The sequence below is a fragment of the Burkholderia sp. AU33423 genome (assembly GCF_002223135.1).
GTDB classification, from domain to species: Bacteria; Pseudomonadota; Gammaproteobacteria; order Burkholderiales; family Burkholderiaceae; genus Burkholderia; species Burkholderia lata_D.
In genome coordinates this window covers 2052735-2074468 of the sequence record NZ_NKFH01000007.1, presented here as the reverse complement: position 1 = coordinate 2074468, position 21734 = coordinate 2052735, and the positions used below count along the sequence as shown (strand labels likewise).

Below are 21734 nucleotides of genomic sequence, written 5' to 3'. Positions count from 1 at the left end.
TGTGACATGACTCCTTTCGATACGAGCCTCGTACCCGACGGCAACATCCTGATCGGCGGCGAATGGCGGCGCGGCCGTGGCGCGCCGTACGCGAGCATCTATCCGGCCGACCAGTCGCTGAACATGGAAGTGTCGACCGCGGATGCGGAAGACGCGGCCGAAGCCGTCGTGGCGGCCGACGCCGCATGGCGCCGCGCCGACTGGGCCGGATTGAAGCCGCACCTGCGTGCGCAGGTGCTGTACCGCATCGCCGATCTGATCATGCAGCGCCACGAGGCGCTCGCGAACCTGCAGCGCCGCGACAACGGCAAGCCGATCGGCGAGACGCGCGTGCTGGTGGCGAGCGCCGCGAACACGTTCCGTTATTTCGCGGCGTGCCTCGAGACGCTCGACGAGGAACTGACGCCGTCGCGCGGCGATTACCTGACGATGAGCGTGTACGAGCCGATCGGCGTGATCGCGGCGATCACGCCGTGGAATTCGCCGATCGCGTCCGATGCGCAGAAGCTCGCACCGGCGCTGGCCGGCGGCAACGCGGTGGTGCTGAAGCCGGCCGAAGTCACGCCGCTCGTGTCGCTCGCGCTGGCGCGCATCTGCGAGGAAGCCGGCGTGCCGAAGGGCGTGCTGAGCGTGCTGCCGGGCAAGGGTTCGGTGATCGGCGACGTGCTCGTGCGCCATCCGCTGGTGAAGAAGGTGTCGTTTACGGGCGGCACCGAAGTGGGCCGCGGCATCGCGCGCATCGCGGCCGAGAAGCTGATGCCGGTGTCACTCGAACTCGGCGGCAAGTCGCCGACGATCGTATGCGACGACGCCGATCTCGACCACGCGGTCAACGGCGTGCTGTACGGCATCTTCAGCTCGTCGGGCGAAGCGTGCATCGCCGGCTCGCGGCTGTTCGTGCAGCGTGCGGTGTACGACGAATTCATGAAGCGTTTGGTGGCCGGCGCACGCAAGCTGCGCGTGGGCGACCCGACGCGGCCCGACACGCAGATGGGGCCGCTGATCACCGCGAAGCATCGCGAATCGGTGGAGCGCTACGTGGCGCTCGGTCTCGAGGAAGGTGGCCGCCTGCTGTGCGGCGGCGAACGGCCGTCGGGCGACGGGCGCGAGCACGGCTTCTTCTATCAGCCGACGATTCTCGAAGGCCTGCCGAACAGCGCGCGCATCTGCCAGGAAGAAATCTTCGGGCCCGTGCTCGTCGCAATGCCGTTCGACGACGAAGCGTCGCTGATCGCGCAGGCGAACGACAGCGTGTTCGGCCTGGCGGCCGGCATCTGGACGCGCGACTACAAGCGCGCCTGGCGCCTCGCGCGGGCGCTGGAAACGGGCACCGTCTGGATCAACACGTACAAGCTGTTTTCGATCTCCACGCCGTTCTCGGGCTGGAAGGAGAGCGGGATGGGGCGCGAGAAGGGGCGTCTCGGCATCCGCGAGTACATGCAGCAGAAGAGCCTCTACTGGGGCTTGAACGACGCGCCGCTGCCGTGGGCGAACTGAGCGAAGGGGAATGACGCAATGAGCATTTTGGGAATCGAGCAGATCACGTACGGCGTCGACGACCTCGCGACCTGCCGGCGCTTTTTCGCCGACTGGGGGATGAAGGAAGTCTCGCACGACGACGCGCGCGCACGCTTCGAGACGCTGAACGGCTGCACCGTGCTGGCCGTCAAGGCCGACGATCCGGCGCTGCCGCCTGCGTTCGAGGCGGGCCCGACGCTGCGTGAAGTCACGTGGGGCGTGGCGACGCAGCAGGAACTCGACGCGCTGCGCGCGAAGCTCGCCGGCCAGCCCGGTTACTACGCACACGACGATGCGGTCGGCTGCATCGACCCGAACGGGATGGCGATCCGCATCGAAGTCACGCGCAAGCGCGCACTCGACATCACGGGCTCGCCGTCGAACGTGTGGGGCCAGACGCTGCGCGTCGACCAGCCGAGCCCGATCTATGCGCGCGCGGAGCCGGTCGAGGTCGGGCATGTCGTGTTCTTCACGAACTGCCTCGACGCGCAGGAAAAGTTCTACCACGAGCTACTGGGCTTCGAGACGTCCGACCGTTACCCGGGCCGCGGTGCGTTCATGCGCTGCGCGCCGCACGGCGGCCACCACGACCTGTTCCTGCTCGCACTGCCGAATGGCAAACGCGGCTTGAACCACGTCGCGTTCACCGTGCGTGACATCCACGAGGTGTTCGGCGGTGGCATGCACATCGACCGCTGCGGCTGGGAAACGCAACTCGGCCCGGGCCGTCATCCGGTGTCGTCCGCGTACTTCTGGTACTTCCAGAACCCGGCCGGCGGCCTGATCGAGTACTACGCGGACGAAGACGTGCTGACGCCCGAGTGGCAGCCGCGCGAATTCGAGCCGGGCCCGACCGTGTTCGCCGAATGGGCGGTCGACGGCGGCCTCGACGGCAACACGCGCCGGCAGAAGAACGCGAAGGCGCCGGAAGGCAAGTTCATGACGGAGCGAAAATCATGAGCGAAGAGCACGCACAGGAGCCGGCCGCGCCCGGCACGGTCGTCGTGATCGGCGGCGGCCAGGCCGCCGGCTGGGTGTTGAAGACGCTGCGCGCGGAAGGCTTTGCAGGCCGCCTCGTGATGATCGCGGATGAACCGCATCTGCCGTACGAGCGCCCGCCGTTGTCGAAGGCCGTGCTGGCCGGCGACGCCGACATCGAAACCGTGCGCGTCGTGCGTCCTGACGAATTCGACGCGCTGAACGTGGAAGCATGGCAGCCGGAACGCGCCGCGTCGATCGACCGCGCGCGCCGCGTCGTGACAACCGAAAGCGGCCGCGAGATCGAATACGACCGTCTCGTGATCGCGACCGGTGGCACGTCGCGCCGCTTGCCGGACGCACTCGTGAGGACCCCGAACCTGCATTACCTGCGCACGCTTGACGAAGCGGCCGCGCTTGGCGAGAAGCTGCGTGCGAGCCGGCGCGTGCTCGTGATCGGCGGCGGCTGGATCGGCCTCGAGGTCGCGGCGACCGCGCGCAAGCTCGGCGTCGAGGCGGTGGTCGTCGAAGGCGCGCCGCGGCTGTGCGGCCGCTCGGTGCCGCAGATCGTGTCCGACTTCCTGCTCGACCTGCATCGTTCGAACGGCGTGGACGTCCGCCTGGGTGCGGCGCTTGCTTCGCTCGACGCGCAACCGGACGACGCGTCGAAGGTGCGTGCAACGCTCGCCGACGGCACGACGATCGACGCCGATTTCGCGGTGGCCGGCATCGGCCTCGCACTGAACGCGTCGCTCGCGAGCGATGCGGGGCTGGCGATCGACGACGGCATCGTCGTCGACGAATTCGGCGCGACGAGCGACCCGGCGATCTTCGCGTGCGGCGACGTCGCGAACCATCACAACGGCTGGCTGAAGCGGCGCGTGCGGCTCGAATCATGGGCCAACGCGCAGAACCAGGCGATCGCGGCCGCGAAAGCCGTGCTCGGCGTGCGTGCGCCGTACGCGGAGATTCCGTGGTTCTGGTCCGATCAGTACGACGTGAACCTGCAGATCCTCGGTGATCTGCCGGCCGATGCGCAGCTCGTCGTGCGCGGCGATCTTGCCGCGCGCCGCGCGACGCTGTTTTTCGTGGGCGAAGGACATGTGAGAGGTGTCATCGCCGTCAACAACGCACGTGAGCTGAAACTCGCGCGCAAGTGGATGAACCAGGGCCGGGCAGTGGATACGGAAGCCCTGGCAGACACGAGCAAGACACTGGCCTGACCGGGCGACGAGACACAGGAGACACCCCGCATGAGCACTTTCGACAACGTCGTGGCCGGTCGCGCCACGATGGAAGCTGCCGCCTCCACGCCCGGCGCGATCATCGCGCGGCTCGAGCGGCTTCCCGCCAACGCGATGCAGATCCGCGCGCGCGTGCTGATCGGCACCGCGACGTTCTTCGACGGCTTCGACGTGATCACGATCGCGGCGACGCTGCCGCTGCTGATTCACAAATGGGGGCTGTCGCCGACGCAGATCGGCATGCTGATCGCGTCCGGCGCGATCGGCCAGCTGATCGGCGCCTTCCTGTTTCCCGCGCTGGCGGAGAAGCACGGCCGCGTGAAGGCGATCGCGTGGAGCTCGGCCGTGATCGGCATCACGAGCATCGCGTGCGGCTTCGCGCCGACCTTCGAGATCTTCGTGCTGCTGCGGATCCTGCAGGGCCTGGGCCTGGGCGGCGAGCTGCCGGTTGCCGCGACGTACATCAACGAGATCACGCGTGCGCATGGCCGCGGCCGCTTCGTGCTGCTGTACGAGATCGTGTTCCCGATCGGCCTGCTCGTGTCGATGGCGCTCGGTGCGTGGCTCGTGCCGCGCTTCGGCTGGGAAATCATGTACTTCGTCGGCGGGCTGCCGCTGATCCTGTCGCTCGTGCTCACGCGCCTCGTGCCGGAATCGCCGCGCTGGCTCGCGTCGCGCGGGCGGCTCCCGGAAGCCGGGCGGGCGGTCAGCGTGTTCGAAGCATCGGTGCGCGGCGAGCTGCCGCCGGTCACGCAGGCAGCGGCGTTCGACGAGATGGTGCGCCAGCATCCGAAGCGCAAGATGAGCGACCTGTTCAGCGCCGCGTATCGCAAGCGCACGCTCGCGGTGGCGACGTTGTGGGCGACCTGCGGATTCATCCAGTACGGGCTGTCGACGTGGCTGCCGACGATCTACAAGAACTTCTATCACGCGCCGCTGCAGCTCGCGCTGAACCTCGCGGTGATCGGCTCGGTGATGGGGGTGCTCGGGTCGCTGGCGTCGGCGCTGCTCGTCGACAAGCTCGGCCGCAAGCCGGTGATCGTGTGGTCGTTCGTGCTGTGCGCGCTGTCGCTGGCGTTCGCCGGCTTCTATCACGCGTCGTCGGTGTACGTCGTGTCGATCTTCTGCTCGCTGTCGCTCGGGTTGATGGCGTCGGGGTTCATTACCGCGTACGTCTATACGCCGGAGCAGTATCCGACGAGCATCCGCGCGTCGGGCTGCGGGCTCGGCAGCGCATGGCTGAAGATCGCGTCGTTCGTCGCGCCGATGGTGGTGCCGCACGCGATCATCGGCGGCAACCTCGCGCCGGCGTTCTACCTGATCGGCATCGTGCCGCTGATCGCGGCGGTGACCGTGCACTTCGTCGGGATCGAGACGAAGGGCAAGGTGCTCGAAGCGCTTGAAGCGTAAGCGCTGGCGGCGGTAACGGATGAAGTGAAACGGCCCGGGCGATGCTCGGGCCTTTTTGTCTGGCGGCGATCGGGGTGCCGCGCCGGGGCGGGGCGTGCGAACGCGTGCAATGGCCGACTTGCGGCTCGCGTGTTCTAATTCACGATCCTGTTTTTCGACCGACCGTCGCCATGCCTTTGTTCGAACCCGTCACGCTGGATACGTCCCGCCTCGTCCTGCGGCCGCTTCGCGACGCCGACGCGCCGACTTTCTTCGAGATCTGGTCCGATGCGGAAGCGATGCGCTATTTCTCGTTCTCGCCGATGACGCAGGTCGAGCAGGCTGAGGCGCGCGTCGCGCGCAACGCGCAGACGTCCGCGAGCGGGGAGAGCCTGGCCTGCGTGCTCGAACTGCGGGAAACCGGCGAAGCGCTCGGCGAATGCGTGCTGTTCCATGCGAACGCGCAATGCCGGCGCGCCGAGATCGGCTTCAGCCTGCGGCGCGCGTTCTGGCGCGGCGGATACATGCGCGAAGCGGCGTCGGCCATGATCGATCATGCGTTCGGCACGCTGCGGCTGAACCGGCTCGAGGCCGATATCGATCCGCGCAACACCGCGTCCGCGAGGCTGCTCGAACGGCTGGGCTTCGTGCGGGAAGGACTGCTGCGCGAACGCTGGATCGTCGGCGACGAAGTGTCGGACAGCGCGCTGTACGGGTTGCTGGCGAGCGATCGCCGCTGATGCGGCGACGGCAGCAGCGGATCATTGCGCGGCAGGAACGATCGCGCACGCGTTGATGCAACGACGCGGGGCAATCGGGTTCGGCCCGCCAGGTTCGACCAGGCGGCCGGCCGATGAGGTTGTATTCACAACTTCGCGAGCCAGCCCTCGACCTTGTCTTTTCCGCGCAGCGTTGCAACCCATCGATCGGGCAACGCCTGTTCGCCGTACAGCGCGCCGGCGAGGCCGCCGGCGATGGCCGCGGTCGTATCCGTGTCGTTGCCGAGCGCGATCGCGCGCTTCACGCAGTCCTCATAGCTGCCCGTGGACAGCAGACAATGGATCGCGGACCAGAAACTGTCGACCACATAACCCGATCCTTGCGGCGCGTCGAAGCGGCCGTCGAGCACGATCTTCAGTTCGATTTCGTCGGCCGTGCCTTCGTAGCGCGCGAGCAGTTCGTCCTCTGCCGCGCGCACTGCATCGGGCGCGGGCTGACCATCGACGATCCTCAGCGCCGTCAGGCAATAGAGCGCGCAGCAAAGCTGCGAACGCACGTGGCCATGCGTGACGACGCTCTGCTTGTGCGCGAGCCGGATCGCGTCGTCATACGACGCGGCGACGATCACGACGGGCAAGCAGCGCATCAGCGAGCCGTTGCCGTTGTCGCGCTCGTCGCGGGGCCCGGCTGCTGCGGGCGCGGCGCCGGCCGCGAGCGCATGGAACGCGCGTTGCGTCTGCAGGCCGACGTCGAATACGCGGCCGTCCGGCGTGAATGCGCCGCGATGAAACCAGTCCAGCAGGTTGCCGGCGAACGTATCGAGATTCAGGTCGTGCTCGCGCAGCAGTGCGTCGAGCAGCGCGAGCGCCTGCGCACCGTCATCGCTCCAGGTGCCGGGCGGTACGCCGTCGTGCGCGCGAGCGAAGCCCGGCGGCGGGGTCATGTCGATCGCTGCAGGCGGCGGAATCGAAGCGGCGTCGTGGAATTCGTACGGCACGCCGAGCGCGTCGCCGATCAGCAGGCCAAGCAGGCCGCCGCGCAGGCGGGATCGTCGGTTCGGAGTCGGTGTCATCGAAAGGAGTTCGGGTTGGGATGGCTTGCGTCGCGGAAGACCGTGTACAAGACCTTGAGCTGAGCCCCGTCATTATGCAGTCGCCGCCAATTGGCGTACTTTTCCGACTATCCGCCCTGCGCCTTCGCGCTGTGGCGGCCGCAGTCATCGTTGAAACGCCCCACGATGATTACGTCAACGGCCGCCCGGCCACCACGTCGACAGGCATTTCACGCTCCAGCGCCCTGGCGGCGAGTTCCCCGACCCAGTCTGCATCGGAGGGATCGACGACGCCATATTGGGCCGGCGGAAAAAAAGCAAAGAGGTGAGCCGCCGCAGTCAGGCGTTCGCATTCGGCGTGAGACAGCAGACAGGACGTCACGGTCAACGGCGCGGCCGGTCCACTCCATCTCAATCCGATGCGGATATGGGTGCGTGGCGCAAATGCTATTGCCAATTCTCGCCTCGGGATCAACCATTTCGTCTCCAAGGGGAACGTTGGCGGCCCGTACCAATTGTCAGCCGCAATCAGATCAGCCAGCACCAGCCAATGACCGACGGACGTTCGGGCCAGGATCCACTGTCTCACTCGGGCCTTGCTGGATCTGAGCTTACCGTCGATTCATTCCTCGACGTAGTGGGGCTCCGGATCGTAGTCGTCCGACCACACGATGATGGCTGAACATAGCGTATGGCGCTCCAGTTCGACATGCCCGTTGGACGGCATTTCTCGCCAGTACCGCTGTCGGGTACCGTACGTCGCGACGCACCAGTTCAGGCCGATCCACGCTGCGATGAAGAGCGCCGTGACCCATATGATGGTGACGGCTGTTCCGTCAACCGCACGATCCAAATCAAAGGCCGGATCGACCATTCCTCGGTATGCAAGCAGACCCAGCAAATACGCGGGCAGCGGGATCACAGGCCCGACTACGACCGGCAACGCCAGAATGGCGAGCCAGTTTCGGACATGCACGGTCCCCGCTGACATGGCGCGCGCACGCTCCTCATCGCTCATCGCCGCGACTTCCCGCGCGGCAATGTCGTCGCTCGGGGTGTGGAACCGCTCGTAATCGTTCTCGTATTGGGACATTCGACGGGCGTTTGGTGAACGGGGGGGGCGAGAAAGCGGGGGTTGCCTCGAGAAACTGATTCTTGCATACGTCAGGGTCTGCTTACATGCGGAACGCATGTGCGGTCCGTAGGTAAGCAGACCCTGGCCGATGTGCTGCGGCCGGTGCGAAACCCTGCCGCAGCGGCCCGTGTGCGCGGGCGTGCCGGCTGCGCAGTTCGCGAGCGAGTGGTGGGCCGTGTGACGCGTGCGCCGCGCCGGCAGGCGCGCGGGATTCTCGAGAGTGGATGACTTGCCGGATTCACGGGCGGAACGTACGCTTTGTCGATATCACGGTCCGCCCACAGGTTCTCGACCATGCAAGCTCATCCTCTGCGTCTTTCCCCCGGCGACGATTTGCGCGGCGCGATCGAGCACGCGTTGCGCGGCCACGCATCGCACGCGGCTTTCGTGATCCAGGGCATCGGCAGCCTGAGCGTCGCGAAGTTGCGTTTCGCCGGCGCGGACCAGCCGACCGAACTGCGCGGCGACCTCGAAATCCTGACGCTGGCCGGCTCGGTCTCGCCGGACGGCGCGCATCTGCATATGTCGATCTCGGATGCGGCCGGCCGGGTGACGGGCGGCCACGTCGCGAGCGGTTGCGTGGTGCGCACGACGGCCGAGATTCTGCTCGTGCTGCTGCCCGCGCATCGTTTCTCGCGCGAAGCCGATGCGGGCAGCGGCTTCAACGAACTGGTGATCCGCCGCGAGCCGGGCGGCGAGGGCGCGTGAATGCTGCGAAGCGGCGCTAGAATCGCCGGTCATTCGACGCATTTCCACCATTCACATTTCCGCGAGGCCGCCATCCATGGATGATTCCGAAATCGAACACAAAGTGTGGGAAATCGTGTGCACCTGGCTCGAGGGCGCGACGCCCGAGCAATGGCACCGGTTCGCCGCGCGCTCCAATTACGACGGCAACGGCCGCGCGCTGCGCTGGCTGCTCGACAACCGCAACATCGATCGCGCCACGGCGTTGCTGATCTACTGGAATCTCGGCGCCGCGTGGTTCGTGCAGTACGCGAACGAAAGCGACCTGGGAGACGCGTCGTATCAACTGGACACGTTCCGGCTGGCACGTGAGGTCGAGCGGCGTTATGCCGACGGCTATTACGCCGATCACGGGATCTGGTTCGATCCACACGACTTCGAAGGCGCGGGTCCGAACGACTATCCGGACGTGCCGGTCGTGCGGCCGGTGCCGGCGCTGATGCTGCAGCCGACGAACGGCCGCGAGATTGTCGATCTCGACGAGGAAGGGTACGACGAAGGCTTGCCGTTCGACGTCGTCGATCGGATTTCCGCGCTTTACGACTGACGAGGCCGGCACGGCCACCCGGCGCCGCATAAAAAAATGGCGCCGCGGGCATTCAGCCTGCGACGCCATTGCGTGGTGTGCTGCGACGTCGACCACCCGCCGCAGCCCGCTCCGCGTGCTTACATCTGCACGGTGTCGGCCACTTCCTTGAAGTCTTCGATCTGGTCGAAGTTCATGTACTTGTAGATCTGGTCGCCGTTCGCGTTGAGCACGCCCATGTCGGCCATGTACTCTTCCTTGGTCGGGATCTTGCCCAGACGCGAGCAGATTGCCGCCAGCTCCGCCGAGCCGAGATACACGTTCGTGTTCTTGCCGAGACGGTTCGGGAAGTTACGGGTCGACGTCGACATGACCGTCGCGCCTTCGCGCACCTGTGCCTGGTTACCCATGCACAGCGAGCAGCCCGGCATTTCGGTACGCGCACCGGCCGTGCCGAACACGCCGTAGTGGCCTTCTTCGGTCAGCTGCTTCTGGTCCATCTTGGTCGGCGGCGCGACCCACAGCTTGACCGGGATGTCGCGCTTGCCTTCGAGCAGCTTCGACGCGGCACGGAAGTGACCGATGTTGGTCATGCACGAGCCGATGAACACTTCGTCGATCTTCGCGCCTGCGACGTCCGACAGCGTCTTCACGTCGTCCGGGTCGTTCGGGCATGCGACGATCGGCTCGTGGATGTCGGCGAGGTCGATCTCGATGACGGCCGCGTATTCGGCGTCCGCATCCGGCGCCAGCAGTTGCGGGTCGGCCAGCCACTGTTCCATTGCCTGGATGCGGCGCTGCAGGCTGCGCGGATCCTGGTAGCCCTGCGCGATCATCCACTTCAGCAGCGTGATGTTGCTGTTGAGGTACTCGATGATCGGTTCCTTGTTCAGGCGCACCGAGCAACCGGCTGCCGAACGCTCGGCCGACGCATCCGACAGTTCGAACGCTTGCTCGACCTTCAGGTCGGGCAGGCCTTCGATTTCGAGGATGCGGCCGGAGAAGATGTTCTTCTTGCCTTGCTTGGCGACCGTCAGCATGCCTTGCTTGATCGCGTACAGCGGGATCGCGTTGACGAGGTCACGCAGCGTGACGCCCGGCTGCATCTTGCCCTTGAAGCGGACCAGCACCGATTCCGGCATGTCCAGCGGCATCGTGCCGGTGGCGGCCGCGAACGCGACCAGGCCCGAACCTGCCGGGAAGCTGATGCCGATCGGGAAGCGCGTGTGCGAATCGCCGCCGGTGCCGACGGTGTCGGGCAGCAGCATGCGGTTCAGCCACGAGTGGATCACGCCGTCGCCCGGGCGCAGCGCGATGCCGCCGCGCGTGCTGATGAAGTTCGGCAGCGTCTGGTGCGTCTTCACGTCGACCGGCTTCGGATAAGCGGCGGTGTGGCAGAACGACTGCATCACGAGGTCGGCCGAGAAGCCGAGGCACGCGAGATCCTTCAGTTCGTCGCGGGTCATCGGGCCCGTGGTGTCCTGCGAGCCGACCGAGGTCATCTTCGGTTCGCAGTACGTGCCCGGGCGCACGCCTTGGCCTTCCGGCAGACCGCATGCACGGCCGACCATCTTCTGCGCGAGCGAGAAGCCCTTGCCGCTGTCGGCCGGCTGGTGCGGCAGGCGGAACAGCGTCGACGGCGCGAGGCCCAATGCTTCACGTGCCTTCGCGGTCAGGCCGCGGCCGATGATCAGCGGAATGCGGCCGCCGGCGCGCACTTCGTCGAACAGCACGTCGGACTTGACCTGGAATTCGGCGATGACCTTGCCGTCCTTCAGCGCCTTGCCTTCGTACGGACGCAGTTCGACCACGTCGCCCATTTCCATCTGCGACACGTCGAGCTCGATCGGCAGCGCGCCGGCGTCTTCCATCGTGTTGTAGAAGATCGGGGCGATCTTGCCGCCGAGGCACACGCCGCCGAAGCGCTTGTTCGGCACGAACGGGATGTCTTCGCCGGTGAACCACAGCACCGAGTTGGTGGCCGACTTGCGCGAGGAGCCGGTGCCGACCACGTCGCCCACGTAGGCGACCAGGTGACCCTTTTCCTTCAGCGATTCGATGAACTTGACCGGGCCGCGCTTGCCGTCTTCTTCCGGCGTGATGCCCGGGCGTGCGTTCTTCAGCATCGCCAGTGCGTGCATCGGGATGTCCGGGCGGGTGGTCGCGTCCGGGGCCGGCGACAGGTCGTCGGTGTTGGTTTCGCCCGTCACCTTGAACACGGTGATGGTCAGGCTTTGCGGCACTTCCGGACGGCTCGTGAACCATTCGGCGTCGGCCCAGCTTTGCAGCACGGCCTTCGCGTGCGCGTTGCCCTTGTCGGCGAGTTCCTTGACGTCATGGAACTGGTCGAACATCAGCAGGGTTTTCTTCAGTGCGTCGGCGGCCACGGCAGCGACGGCTTCATCGGACAGCAGCTCGATCAGCGGCTGGATGTTGTAGCCGCCCAGCATCGTGCCGAGCAGTTCGGTCGCGCGTTCGCGCGAGATCAGCGGGCAGGCGGTCTCGCCCTTGGCCACGGCGGCCAGGAAGCCGGCCTTCACGCGGGCGGCTTCGTCGACGCCGGCAGGCACGCGATGGGTGATCAGGTCGAGCAGCGTCTGCTCTTCGCCGGCGGGCGGGTTCGTCAGCAGTTCCACCAGTTCGGCGGTCTGCTGAGCCGTCAGCGGCAGGGGAGGAATACCGAGCGCGGCGCGGGCGGCCACGTGAGCACGAAAGTTTTCAAGCATGGGGAGACCTGCTGATATTGCGTTTGAGGGGAAGGCCTTGCCGGCACTCCGGGGCTGTTCCAGGCACTGCTTTGCAGCGGGATTCTAATCTCAATGCTCTTTAACGTCAAATGTCTTATGTCTTATATAAGAGTTGAAGTTGGCAAGCGGGAAAGCGAAGCGGCGCGGGTGGTTCCGGCTGCCGCCGGGAGACGTAGAGGGCGGTGGGGCATTCGTGGGCCCAGCATCGGGAAAAATTCGATCAGGGCCGTGCGGCATTACGTATCGAACGGCGGGCGCTATCTGGGCATCTGCATGGGCGCCTACCTCGCGGGGGACCCGGGTTTCGGGCTGGTCGCCGGCGAGTTCGACTCCGAGGTCGGCCGGCCGGACTCGACGCTGCACGGGATCGCGGACACGGTGACGCCGGTAGTCTGGCGCGGGAAAAAACGCTGGATCTACTTCCAGGACGGCGCGATGCTCCCGGCCGCCCCCGGCGCGGTCGTGCTGGCGACCTATCCGAACCGCGACATCGCGGCCGCGACCTATCGCTACGGCAAGGGGCGCGTCGGGCTCGTCGGCCCGCATCCCGAAGCCGACGAAAGCTGGTATCGCCAGAACGGCCTCAAGAATCCGGACGGCATTCGGCCGGACATGGCGCACGACCTGATCAACGCGACGATGAAGCCCTGACGGTGAGTGCTATTTCCGCCTGGCGCGATATGCATCGAGGTTCTTCCGTGCCTGCGCGCGGATCGCGCGTTGCACGAAAGGCGTCCAGCCGAGCAGGGCGCCTTTCAGCCCAAGCGCCTGACGCGCCCAGCGCCACAGGTCGAAGCTGTCGCGATGCTCGACGATGCGTCCGTCGCGAAACCGGAACCGCGCGTCGATTCGGTTGACCACCATCCGGCCGGTCGTGGTGAACCGGTAATGGGCGATCCACTCGGCGCGTCCGGCCTGTTGATCTGCGTCGACGTCGCCGAACGTCAATGAAAAGTCCTGCGCCCGCGCGACCAGCATGCGCCACATGTCGCGTGCGAGGTCGCCGCGCAGTTCGCCGAATGCGGGATCGCTGAACACGATGTCATCGGCATAGCAGGCGAGCATCCCGTCGATATCGCGTTGCTGGAACGCCGTATAGAAGCGCTGGATCAACTCGGTGTGTGGGTGGCTCATCGTTGGATGGGTTGTCGTTGGAGATGAAGCGGGGTCTCGACGCGGCGGCCGGATGCCGGGCAAGCCACTGTAGCGGAAATCAAACGGGCTGTCGCCGATGGCAGCAACGGTACGTACTGATTGCTCCCGGCTGTTCCGCGATCCAGTCATTTGATGGACAATCCGGCGCTGGAGGCCGATCGCGCCTCGATCCGAGTGCGCGTTGACTGCCGGGAACCCATTCATGACATTCCGTTTTGAAGCGCCGTTGCGGCGCACGTTGCTGCTCGTGCTGCTTGCTCACGCGCCTCAGGCCTTCGCGGCAGGGCTCGACTGCGCGCTGGCATCCAGCCCGACCGAAAAAGCCGTCTGCACATCGAATGACCTGCATCTGGACGACGGCCGGCTGTCGGCCTTCTACCGGAAACTGTCCGATGCATTGCCGCAGGGGCAGCGTGCTGCGTTGCGCACCGCGCAGCTCGGCTGGCTGAAGACTCGCGATCAATGCGGCAGCGATCACGGTTGCCTCGAGCAGCGCTATCTGACACGGATCGGCGACCTGCAAGCGCAGCTCGCCACGGTGCTTGCCTATCGCCCCGACGCCGCAGACAAGGCCGCGCTCGACGACTTGCGCGTGCTCGTTGACCAGGCGCGCCGCACGGATTCGAGTTCACCGGTCGAGAAAGTGATCGGCCGGTTGCGGATCACGAACGGCGTTACGCGCTTTTCGAGCGACTTCGGCGGCGGGCAGGGACAAGCCTTGCCGGCGGCGCGCCCCGGCGGCGTGACGGCTGACGAGTGGAAGGCGTTGAAGGCGTTGCCGAGTGGAGCGGACGACACCGCGATGGGGGCGTCCTGCGCGCTGATCGATCTCGACGGCGACGGGCAGCGCGACCTGGTCGTCGAATCGGCATCGAACGGAACCGGGCTGTGGTCGTCGGTCGACGTCTTGCGCCGCAAGGGCGGCAAGTTCGAGGTGTCCAGCGATTCGAACGAGGCGCTCGACCGCAGCCTGTACACGACGAACGGCCGCGGCGCGAATCAGGCGGGCGAATGGATCCGCTTGCGCGGGCGCGTCTATGCGTTGTACCGCGACAGTCACTACGGCATGGACGAGTTTTACCTGCTGCGGCCGTTTACCATCATCGGCGAGGTGCCGAAACTGACGGTGCATTATCGCTACCGGCTGTCGGTGCCGGTCGAGCAGCGCAGCGAAGGCACGACCGGTTCGACGGTGCTCGACGGCAAGCTGCATGCGGCGCTCGAAAAGGCGCTGCGCGACGTGAGCGACAGCACCGGGCGCGACGCAGGCGCCGACACGCCACTGTGTCCGATTCCGCCGGCGGTGCAGGGCGACGATCGCAGCGAATACTCGAGCTACGGGCCCGGCCACTACGCGTACGAGATCGTCGGCGACATGGCGGTGCGTGTCGGCGACACGTGCTACATCGGCCGGTTGATCGACTGGTTCGGCGATTACCGGAAGGATGGCCTGGTCGCGCTGTTGTCGATGCGTCTTCCCGGCGACGCGTCGGGCAGCGAGCAGACGTTCAGCGTGAACGGCATCCGGACCGTGACATCCATCGCGACATCGATCGAGAAAATGACCGTCAACAGCGGGAATTGATGCGGGCGTGTGCGGTTCCGGTTCAGCCGTCGTGACCCGAACGCGGCCTGTACGTCACCGGCCGCCCGTCAGCGGCTCGCCAGCGCGACGTCCTGGTTGCCGCGCCCCGTCACCAGGCAGCCCGACATGAAGGCTTCGCTCTGGCTGCTGGCGGCTGCTTCGCCGAAACCGCGGCCGAGCGCATCGACCTTCACCTGCGCGGCACCTTGTTCGCACGCCAGCGGGCTGGTGTCGCGGCCCTGCGCATGCAGGATCGCGCGATCGCCAATGAGATACGCCAGCAGTGCGAAAACAGCGATATGTACGGCTCGTCTCATGGTTCGTCTCCTCGTGGCTCAAGCGTAACGCGGACCCGTTTGACGAAGCACTTGGGGGTTCCCCCGGTAAACGTCTGCTGAAATGCGGGCGCGCCGGGTGATCCGGTCCCGTTTTTCGAGTCTGGCGTGCGGGGGAAAGGCGCGACTTTAGTGCGTCTGGCCGGCCAAATCGGACCGGCGGTGACGCATGCGCGCGACGGATTTCTGCACGACCGGCGCGCGATTCACGGGAGTTTGACGAATGTCAGGGTGCGGACGGGCGCGGGCGGTCGCGCAGCCGTTCAAAGCGATAGCATGAATACATGATTTGACGGAACGCGATCGCGGAGGCATGCATCGGTTCCGGCAAGCAGGTGCGTGTTGAACATCGCTATCGAATTAGTGAGGAATCCAAATGCTTAACGTCTCTTCCGTCCTGATCAGCCTCGCCCCGATGTGGGCCATCCTGCTCGTTGCATCGTCGGCAGCGGCCTATTTCGTGTTCTGGCGCAAGGTCATCGATTAAGCGCTGCGCCGCTGCGCGTGTGAGAGGCAACGCGCACACGTGTCGCGCCGCGCAGTGCCAACCTGGGACCCGCGGCGAACGCGCCCTCGACGCGCTGCCGCGCGTCATCCCCGTCATTGCACGGCCGTCACCGGCACATTCGAAATCCGCACCAGCCGGCTCATCACGCTGCGGCGGAACACCGACATCAGCGCATGAAACGGATCGTGCCGCGGCGCGACGACCACGATCTCGTCGCAACCCGTCTCGGCTGCCACGGACGCGATCGTATCGGCCACCGGGCCCACCTTCATCACGACGCTGTACTTGACGCCGGCTTCCCGCAGGATCCGCTCGGCCATGGCCAGATCGTCGGACGCGAACTTCTCCTCGATCGAACGCAGCCGCGACAGCGGGTAGTAGGCCTCGAGCCGCGTCGATTCGAGCGGCGCCTGGACGTTGATCAGCACGATTTCCGACGCGCACCGTTCGCGATACAGGAAGGTTGCGTGGCGAACCGCCTGAAGCGAGCGGGGAGAGTGGCCGACCGGAACCAGCAGCTTGAGCATGGACGTTGTCCAGAAAACGAGATGATTCCAGCGTAGCGTGCCGCCGGACAGAACGATCTAAAGAGAACGGGCGACCGCGTAAAAATGTCGTCAACACGTGCCGCCTCGTGCCGCGCCTAATAGAAATATAAGAAATTTAAGTTTATGCGCATAAACGATTTCATCGGCCCGTTGTGGTGCGCGCGAAGCGTGGGCCGCCGCCCCGATTCAGTCGGAACCGCAATGAATCGCGGCGGAAAATATCGGAGGTCGCCGATCCGGCGTCGCGTAGAGTAGTGCATCGGCCGCGGCGCGGCCGCTCCCGGCCGGTTCGGGCGCGACCGCCGCCATGCGGCCCGCCATTCCATTCCGATTCCAGGAGACTCCGCATGCCGCACGGCGCCCCGCAGCTTCTCGCTCCCGCTTCCATCCCCGTCGACCCGATCGTGCGCCTGTCGGCGGGCGAGCTCGCGTCGGCGATCCGCAGCAAGGCCGTGTCGTGCGTCGAGACGATGCGCGCGTACCTCGATCACGTCGAGCGCGTGAACGGCGCGGTCAACGCGATCGTCGCGCTGCGCGATCGCGACGCGCTGCTCGCCGAGGCCGCGGAAAAGGATGCTTCGCTGGCGCGCGGCGAGTACCACGGCTGGATGCACGGGATGCCGCAGGCGCCGAAGGATCTGGCGATGACGAAGGGGCTGCGGACGACCTACGGCTCGCCGATCTTCCGCGAGAACGTGCCGCAGGCCGATTCCGTGGGCGTCGCGCGGATGCGCGCGGCCGGCGCGATCTTCATCGGCAAGACCAACACGCCCGAATTCGGGCTCGGCTCGCACACGTTCAACGAGGTCTACGGCGCGACGCGCAATCCGTACGACCTGACCAAGAGTGCGGGCGGCAGCAGCGGCGGCACGGCGGCGGCGCTCGCGTCGCGGATGCTGCCGGTGGCGGACGGCAGCGATTTCGGCGGTTCGCTGCGCAATCCGGCCGCGTTCTGCAATATCTACGGCTTCCGCCCGTCGCAGGGCCGCGTGCCGCGCTGGCCGGGCGTCGACGTGTTCGTGCAGCAGCTCGGCATCGAAGGGCCGATGGGCCGTACGGTCGGCGACGTCGCGCAACTGCTCGCGATCCAGGCCGGCTACGACCGCAACGATCCGCTGTCGCTCGCGGACGATCCGGCCGTGTTCGCGCAGCCGCTCGACGCCGACCTGCGCGGCAAGCGCATCGCATGGGTCGGCGACTGGAACGGTTATCTCGCGACCGAGGCGGGCGTGCTCACGCTGTGCGAACAGGGGCTGGCGACGCTGCGCGAGATCGGCTGCGACGTCGATGCCGCGTTGCCGGCGTTCGCGCCCGACCGGATCTGGCGCCTGTGGCTCGCGCACCGGCACCTGCTGTCCGGCGGCGGGCTGCTTGCGCACTATCGCGACCCGGCGCGGCGCGCGCTGCTGAAGCCCGAGGCGATCTACGAGGTCGAAGGGCTGCTCGCGATGCAGGGCGCGGCCGTGTTCGACGCGAGCGTCGAGCGCACCGCGTGGCATCAGGCCGTGCTGAGCTTCTTCGACCGCTACGACTTCATCGCGGCGCCGACCGCGCAGGTGTTCCCGTTCGACGTCGACCAGCGCTGGCCGAAGGAGATCGCGGGCCGTGCGATGGATACCTACCACCGCTGGATGGAAACGGTCGTGCCGTGGACGCTGGCCGGCTGCCCGGTGATCAGCGTACCGGTCGGCTTCAACGACGCGGGGCTGCCGATGGGAATGCAGCTGATCGGGCGTCCGCGTGCCGATCTCGCCGTGTTGCAGTTGGCGCGCGGCTACGAGCAGGCGGCTGACTGGGTCGGCGGGCGGTTGCCGGCGTGGATGGCTGCGTAGCGCGGCGCTGGTCGATAGCCGGAAGCCGGAAGCCGAAGCCGAAGCGGAAGCCGAAGCCGAAGCCGAAGCCGAAGCCGAAGCCGAAGCCGAAGCCGGTTGCGGATCGCGCGTGACAGATGGAGAGGCGGGCGGCGGAAAGCCGCCCGTTTTGCGTTGATACGCAAGCGTATTGTTCGTCGGTACGTGTCGCGCCGCGTACAGGCGTGTTGTGCGACGGTCTGGCGTCATGTCACCGACGCTGGACGGCCCGTTCCGCGTCGCCGCCGTTCGTTTCGCTGAAGCGTTCGATGTGCAGTGCGACACACGGGGCGGCTGACAGCCCCTTTGGCATCGCCTGCGATAGCCGGCAATCGCCGTCATCGATTGATGCGGCGCGAGAACGAATGTCGGCACACGCCTGGAAATCGCCCGGCAAACGCGGACGAATCGCCTCAAGCACGTACGCCGGTCGCGGAATTGCAAGCGGCCGCGCGGCGTGATTTCGTTTCGATGTGTTTCAGTCGTTGCGGCGGCGCGCGGCGCGCTTCGACAATATCGGGCTCAACAATTCGGGCACGAGGACAACACATGAAGCAGATTCGCACGACGGGCCGGTACCTGGCCTCGGCAGGCATCGCGTTCGGCATCCTGGCAAGCGGTGCCGCGCACGCGCAGCTCGACCTGCAGTCGCTCGGCGCATCGCTGCTCGGCGGCGGGCAGCAGGCGGCGCCCACGCAGGGCGGCGTCGCGCAATTGCTGCAGGCCTATGTCGGCGCGAACCAGCAGGTGCTGACCGGCCAGTCGTCGCTCGCGTCGGCGATGGGGCTGACCGGTGCTGCCGGGCAGGCGCAGCAGGCCGCGAGCCAGCTCGCCGGCGGCAATGCGCTGACGCCGGCCGCGCTGTCGCAGATGGGCGGCGCGCAGCAATCGGTGTCGCAGGCGCTCGGCCAGGCATTCGCGAGCGGCGGGGCGACGCACGGCCCGATCGACAAGCAGGCGTTCAGCAACGGCCTCGCGTCGCTCGGGCAGGGGCTCACGCAGTATTCGCAACTGCAGTCGGGGCTCGGCAATCTCGGTTCGACGAGCGCGGCGTCGCTGTTGCAGTCGGGCCTGAATCCGCAGAACATGCAGGCTGCGTCGTACATCGCGCAAAGCGCGCCGGGCCAGTTGCAGTCGCTCGCGACGACGCTCAGCCAGGCCGTCCAGTTCGCGACGAGCCAGGGCATTTCGGTGCCGTCGGTCGCATCGTCCGCGCTGAAGCTGCTGCCGTAACGTTGCGCGGGGCAGCGCGCGATGCGGTGCCGGCATCGCGCGCGACGACGAAGATGACCCCGCCCAACATGGGGATTTCGCGCGATGCTATCGTGGCGTGTCCCTTTTTTCGGTGCAGGTTCATGACAGACTCGTTTGACCTCTCGCGCTATTTCTCCCGCATCGGCTACGACGGCCCGGTCCAGCCGACGCTCGACGTGCTGCGCCGGCTGCATCTGCTGCACCCGCAGGCGATTCCGTTCGAAAACCTCAATCCGCTGACCGGTGCGCGCGTCGCGCTCGACCTGCCCTCGATCGTCGACAAGGTGCTCGCGCATCGTCGCGGCGGCTACTGCTTCGAACTCAACAAGCTGTTCTACACCGCGCTCACGGCGATCGGCTTTCGCGTGACGCCGATGATCGCGCGCGTGCGCTGGATGCTGCCGCCGGAAGTCGCCACCGCGCATACGCACATGTTGCTGCGCATCGATCTCGACGGCGCGGCCTGGCTCGCGGACATCGGCTTCGGCAGCGCGACGCTCACAGCACCGCTGCGTTTCGTGCCGGACGAGCGGCAGTTGACGCCGCACGGCGCGTTCCGCGTCGTCGCCGCGCCGGTCGACGGTGAATTCGAGATGCAGATCGAGACGCCCGACGGCTGGCAGACCACCTATCGCTTCCAGCCGAAGCGGGTCGAGTGGATCGATTACGACGCCGCGAACTGGTTCACGTCGACGTATCCCGAATCGATCTTCCTGCATAACCTGATCGCCTGCCGCGTGCTGCCGGACGGCCGTGCGGCGCTGCGCAACACCACGCTGACGATCCGCGATGCGGCGGGCGTCGGGCGCACCGTCACGTTCGACGATGCGGCCGCCTGGGGCGCGTGCCTGCGCGACACGATCGGCATCGACACGACGGGATTCGATCTCGACGCGCTGTTCGCGCGGCTGGCGGCGCGCGCCGCGACGTAACCCGGACTCACGATCGATCGCCAACGGCGGCCCGCAACCACGGGCCGCGGCTGCGGTTGACATTTGCTAGATTGCTAGCATACTAGCTCCATGACCGACGAAGAAGTGAAGCAATTCAACGTGTACCTGCCGCTCAGCCTGATCCGGCAGGTCAAGCATCGCGCCATCGAAACGGAGCAATCGCTGTCCGCGCTGGTGGCCGACGCATTGCGCGCGTACCTGGCCGCGCCGCCGCCGGGCGAGGGGCCGTCCACCAAGGAGGAGTGACATGTCATCCGAGCGAATCGAAGCCGTGTACCTGACGACGCACAACTGGGGCAAGTCGGCGAAGTTCTTCCAGGCGCTGGGCTTCACGCTGGAGTTCGAAACCGATCACCACTCGGGCCAGCTGCGCAGCGGCGACGGCCCCTTTCTGTTCATCGCCGAAGTGCCGCCGAGTGAGACGCCGGGCATGCAGGTCGTGCTCAAGGTGGCGGATGAGCAGGCGGTGCAGCCGCAGCCGATCGTCGACGTCGTCACGCCGTTCGAGGACACTCACTGGGGCACGCGCGACATGACCGTGCGCGATCCGGACGGCCGCGTGTGGCGCCTGCAGGCGCCGGGCAAGCAGGGCGCGTGAGGCGGCCATGACCGAACCCCGAGAAAGCGCCCCCGACAGCACGGCCGCGCGCGTCGCGCTGTGGCGCGCGCTGCACGTCGAACTCGACGCACCACCGCACGTGCTCGCCGACGAAGTCGGGCTGCAACTGCTCGCGCCGGAACCCGGCTGGCAGCAGCGCGGCGACATGGATCCGCAGTTCACGCGGCCGTTCCGTGCGTCGATCGTCGCGCGGGCGCGCTTCATCGAGGATCTCGTGGTCGAACAGGCCACGCGCGGCGTGAACCAGTACGTGATCCTCGGCGCGGGCCTCGACAGCTTCGTGCAGCGCCGGCCCGACATGGCGTCGCGCGTGACCGTCTTCGAGGTCGACCCGCCCGCGCCGCAGGCATGGAAGCAGCGCCGCCTGGTCGAGCTGGGTTTCGGCGTGCCCGACTGGCTGCGTTTCCTGCCGGTCGATTTCGAGGCGAAACAGTCGTGGCGTGCTGCGCTGGTCGGCGCGGGCTTCGATGCCGGCAAGCCGGCGGTCGTGGTGTCGACCGGCGTCAGCATGTACCTGACGCACGAAGCGAATGCGGCCGCGTTGCGCGAAGTCGCCTCCCTCGCGCCGGGCTCGACGCTCGCGATGACGTTCCTGCTGCCGCTGGAGAATGCGGATCCGGACGTGCGCCCCGGGCTGGAAATGGCCGCAAAGGGCGCGCGCGCCAGCGGCACGCCGTTCATCAGCTTCTTCATGCCGGCGCAGATCCAGGCGCTCGCGCGTGAAGCCGGCTTTGCAGAGGCCGCGCACGTATCGGCCGCCGAACTGACGCGCCGTTACTTCGCCGATCGTACCGACGGCCTGCGGCCGCCGAACAACGCGGAAGAGTTGCTGGTCGCGACGGTCTGAGCCGTCGCGACCCAAGCGACCACGG

At 66.8% G+C, this 21734-nt stretch carries 22 protein-coding genes; 15 read left to right on the top strand and 7 right to left on the bottom strand.

What is annotated here, in order from left to right; all coding sequences use genetic code 11:
* Positions 1–6 precede the first annotated feature (6 nt).
* The 5 genes from CFB50_RS27945 (at position 7) to CFB50_RS27925 (ending at position 5869) form a co-directional block, all read left to right on the top strand.
* Positions 7–1497, top strand: coding sequence for an aldehyde dehydrogenase (locus CFB50_RS27945; protein WP_069251892.1), 1491 nt, complete (start codon positions 7–9; stop codon positions 1495–1497).
* An 18-nt stretch (positions 1498–1515) separates the two neighbouring features.
* Positions 1516–2478: a VOC family protein gene (locus CFB50_RS27940; protein ID WP_089447950.1), complete on the top strand. Its 963-nt coding sequence runs from the start codon at positions 1516–1518 to the stop codon at positions 2476–2478.
* Positions 2475–3719, top strand: coding sequence for an NAD(P)/FAD-dependent oxidoreductase (locus CFB50_RS27935; protein WP_089447949.1), 1245 nt, complete (start codon positions 2475–2477; stop codon positions 3717–3719). The genes CFB50_RS27940 and CFB50_RS27935 overlap by 4 nt, the downstream gene beginning before the upstream one ends.
* Before the next feature lie 30 nt (positions 3720–3749).
* Entirely contained in the window at positions 3750–5150 is a 1401-nt protein-coding gene (locus CFB50_RS27930; RefSeq protein ID WP_069251889.1) for an MFS transporter, read from the top strand.
* 170 nt (positions 5151–5320) lie between these two features.
* The gene (locus CFB50_RS27925) at positions 5321–5869 is read left to right on the top strand and encodes a GNAT family N-acetyltransferase (RefSeq protein WP_089447948.1); all 549 of its coding nucleotides are present in this window, start codon (positions 5321–5323) and stop codon (positions 5867–5869) included.
* Between the two features lie 125 nt (positions 5870–5994).
* On the opposite strand, the gene CFB50_RS27920 is transcribed toward CFB50_RS27925, so the two are convergent.
* From CFB50_RS27920 to CFB50_RS40230, 3 genes are all read right to left on the bottom strand, one after another.
* On the bottom strand, positions 5995–6921 hold the full coding sequence (locus CFB50_RS27920; protein ID WP_089447947.1) for an ADP-ribosylglycohydrolase family protein: 927 nt from the start codon (positions 6919–6921) through the stop codon (positions 5995–5997).
* A 169-nt stretch (positions 6922–7090) separates the two neighbouring features.
* Positions 7091–7489: a hypothetical protein gene (locus CFB50_RS40235; RefSeq protein ID WP_256979316.1), complete on the bottom strand. Its 399-nt coding sequence runs from the start codon at positions 7487–7489 to the stop codon at positions 7091–7093.
* A 33-nt stretch (positions 7490–7522) separates the two neighbouring features.
* On the bottom strand, positions 7523–7993 hold the full coding sequence (locus CFB50_RS40230; RefSeq protein WP_256979315.1) for a hypothetical protein: 471 nt from the start codon (positions 7991–7993) through the stop codon (positions 7523–7525).
* Between the two features lie 336 nt (positions 7994–8329).
* Here CFB50_RS40230 and CFB50_RS27910 point away from each other — a divergent pair, with 336 nt between their 5' ends.
* Positions 8330–8743, top strand: coding sequence for a PPC domain-containing DNA-binding protein (locus tag CFB50_RS27910; RefSeq protein WP_089447946.1), 414 nt, complete (start codon positions 8330–8332; stop codon positions 8741–8743).
* A gap of 76 nt (positions 8744–8819) precedes the next feature.
* Complete coding sequence (locus tag CFB50_RS27905) at positions 8820–9329, top strand: DUF4274 domain-containing protein (RefSeq protein ID WP_089447945.1); 510 nt, start codon at positions 8820–8822, stop codon at positions 9327–9329.
* 119 nt (positions 9330–9448) lie between these two features.
* On the opposite strand, the gene acnB is transcribed toward CFB50_RS27905, so the two are convergent.
* On the bottom strand, positions 9449–12034 hold the full coding sequence (gene acnB / locus CFB50_RS27900; protein WP_089447944.1) for a bifunctional aconitate hydratase 2/2-methylisocitrate dehydratase: 2586 nt from the start codon (positions 12032–12034) through the stop codon (positions 9449–9451).
* A 93-nt stretch (positions 12035–12127) separates the two neighbouring features.
* Here acnB and CFB50_RS27895 point away from each other — a divergent pair, with 93 nt between their 5' ends.
* On the top strand, positions 12128–12706 hold the full coding sequence (locus CFB50_RS27895; protein ID WP_306427283.1) for a BPL-N domain-containing protein: 579 nt from the start codon (positions 12128–12130) through the stop codon (positions 12704–12706).
* A 9-nt stretch (positions 12707–12715) separates the two neighbouring features.
* Here CFB50_RS27895 and CFB50_RS27890 read toward each other — a convergent pair whose 3' ends face one another.
* Positions 12716–13189, bottom strand: coding sequence for a nuclear transport factor 2 family protein (locus tag CFB50_RS27890; protein ID WP_089447943.1), 474 nt, complete (start codon positions 13187–13189; stop codon positions 12716–12718).
* Between the two features lie 223 nt (positions 13190–13412).
* Here CFB50_RS27890 and CFB50_RS27885 point away from each other — a divergent pair, with 223 nt between their 5' ends.
* A complete protein-coding gene (locus CFB50_RS27885) occupies positions 13413–14795 on the top strand; it encodes a lysozyme inhibitor LprI family protein (RefSeq protein ID WP_089447942.1) in 1383 nt (460 codons plus the stop codon).
* A 68-nt stretch (positions 14796–14863) separates the two neighbouring features.
* Here CFB50_RS27885 and CFB50_RS27880 read toward each other — a convergent pair whose 3' ends face one another.
* Together CFB50_RS27880 and CFB50_RS27875 are read right to left on the bottom strand one after the other, a co-directional pair.
* Positions 14864–15112: an adhesin gene (locus tag CFB50_RS27880; RefSeq protein ID WP_089447941.1), complete on the bottom strand. Its 249-nt coding sequence runs from the start codon at positions 15110–15112 to the stop codon at positions 14864–14866.
* A 618-nt stretch (positions 15113–15730) separates the two neighbouring features.
* Positions 15731–16165, bottom strand: coding sequence for a universal stress protein (locus CFB50_RS27875; protein ID WP_069251883.1), 435 nt, complete (start codon positions 16163–16165; stop codon positions 15731–15733).
* Positions 16166–16533: 368 nt separating this feature from the next.
* Between CFB50_RS27875 and CFB50_RS27870 the strand changes: the two genes are divergently transcribed.
* From CFB50_RS27870 to CFB50_RS27845, 6 genes are all read left to right on the top strand, one after another.
* A complete protein-coding gene (locus CFB50_RS27870; protein ID WP_089447940.1) occupies positions 16534–18018 on the top strand; it encodes an amidase in 1485 nt (494 codons plus the stop codon).
* A 567-nt stretch (positions 18019–18585) separates the two neighbouring features.
* A complete protein-coding gene (locus CFB50_RS27865) occupies positions 18586–19269 on the top strand; it encodes a hypothetical protein (RefSeq protein WP_089447939.1) in 684 nt (227 codons plus the stop codon).
* A gap of 122 nt (positions 19270–19391) precedes the next feature.
* Positions 19392–20222, top strand: coding sequence for an arylamine N-acetyltransferase family protein (locus CFB50_RS27860; RefSeq protein ID WP_089447938.1), 831 nt, complete (start codon positions 19392–19394; stop codon positions 20220–20222).
* Positions 20223–20312: 90 nt separating this feature from the next.
* Positions 20313–20489, top strand: a complete 177-nt coding sequence (locus tag CFB50_RS27855; RefSeq protein ID WP_069251879.1) for a ribbon-helix-helix domain-containing protein — start codon at positions 20313–20315, stop codon at positions 20487–20489.
* A 1-nt stretch (position 20490) separates the two neighbouring features.
* The gene (locus tag CFB50_RS27850) at positions 20491–20841 is read left to right on the top strand and encodes a VOC family protein (RefSeq protein ID WP_089447937.1); all 351 of its coding nucleotides are present in this window, start codon (positions 20491–20493) and stop codon (positions 20839–20841) included.
* A 7-nt stretch (positions 20842–20848) separates the two neighbouring features.
* On the top strand, positions 20849–21709 hold the full coding sequence (locus CFB50_RS27845; RefSeq protein WP_089447936.1) for a class I SAM-dependent methyltransferase: 861 nt from the start codon (positions 20849–20851) through the stop codon (positions 21707–21709).
* Positions 21710–21734 lie beyond the last annotated feature (25 nt).

Bases quoted from the DNA above. Each gene is read 5' to 3' on its own strand.
- CFB50_RS27945 (WP_069251892.1), top strand. From the start codon at position 7: ATGACTCCTTTCGATACGAGCCTCGTACCCGACGGCAACATCCTGATC.
- CFB50_RS27940 (WP_089447950.1), top strand. From the start codon at position 1,516: ATGAGCATTTTGGGAATCGAGCAGATCACGTACGGCGTCGACGACCTC.
- CFB50_RS27935 (WP_089447949.1), top strand. From the start codon at position 2,475: ATGAGCGAAGAGCACGCACAGGAGCCGGCCGCGCCCGGCACGGTCGTC.
- CFB50_RS27930 (WP_069251889.1), top strand. From the start codon at position 3,750: ATGAGCACTTTCGACAACGTCGTGGCCGGTCGCGCCACGATGGAAGCT.
- CFB50_RS27925 (WP_089447948.1), top strand. From the start codon at position 5,321: ATGCCTTTGTTCGAACCCGTCACGCTGGATACGTCCCGCCTCGTCCTG.
- CFB50_RS27920 (WP_089447947.1), bottom strand. From the start codon at position 6,921: ATGACACCGACTCCGAACCGACGATCCCGCCTGCGCGGCGGCCTGCTT.
- CFB50_RS40230 (WP_256979315.1), bottom strand. From the start codon at position 7,993: ATGTCCCAATACGAGAACGATTACGAGCGGTTCCACACCCCGAGCGAC.
- CFB50_RS27910 (WP_089447946.1), top strand. From the start codon at position 8,330: ATGCAAGCTCATCCTCTGCGTCTTTCCCCCGGCGACGATTTGCGCGGC.
- CFB50_RS27905 (WP_089447945.1), top strand. From the start codon at position 8,820: ATGGATGATTCCGAAATCGAACACAAAGTGTGGGAAATCGTGTGCACC.
- acnB (WP_089447944.1), bottom strand. From the start codon at position 12,034: ATGCTTGAAAACTTTCGTGCTCACGTGGCCGCCCGCGCCGCGCTCGGT.
- CFB50_RS27895 (WP_306427283.1), top strand. From the start codon at position 12,128: ATGCTCTTTAACGTCAAATGTCTTATGTCTTATATAAGAGTTGAAGTT.
- CFB50_RS27890 (WP_089447943.1), bottom strand. From the start codon at position 13,189: ATGAGCCACCCACACACCGAGTTGATCCAGCGCTTCTATACGGCGTTC.
- CFB50_RS27885 (WP_089447942.1), top strand. From the start codon at position 13,413: ATGACATTCCGTTTTGAAGCGCCGTTGCGGCGCACGTTGCTGCTCGTG.
- CFB50_RS27880 (WP_089447941.1), bottom strand. From the start codon at position 15,112: ATGAGACGAGCCGTACATATCGCTGTTTTCGCACTGCTGGCGTATCTC.
- CFB50_RS27875 (WP_069251883.1), bottom strand. From the start codon at position 16,165: ATGCTCAAGCTGCTGGTTCCGGTCGGCCACTCTCCCCGCTCGCTTCAG.
- CFB50_RS27870 (WP_089447940.1), top strand. From the start codon at position 16,534: ATGCCGCACGGCGCCCCGCAGCTTCTCGCTCCCGCTTCCATCCCCGTC.
- CFB50_RS27865 (WP_089447939.1), top strand. From the start codon at position 18,586: ATGAAGCAGATTCGCACGACGGGCCGGTACCTGGCCTCGGCAGGCATC.
- CFB50_RS27860 (WP_089447938.1), top strand. From the start codon at position 19,392: ATGACAGACTCGTTTGACCTCTCGCGCTATTTCTCCCGCATCGGCTAC.
- CFB50_RS27855 (WP_069251879.1), top strand. From the start codon at position 20,313: ATGACCGACGAAGAAGTGAAGCAATTCAACGTGTACCTGCCGCTCAGC.
- CFB50_RS27850 (WP_089447937.1), top strand. From the start codon at position 20,491: ATGTCATCCGAGCGAATCGAAGCCGTGTACCTGACGACGCACAACTGG.
- CFB50_RS27845 (WP_089447936.1), top strand. From the start codon at position 20,849: ATGACCGAACCCCGAGAAAGCGCCCCCGACAGCACGGCCGCGCGCGTC.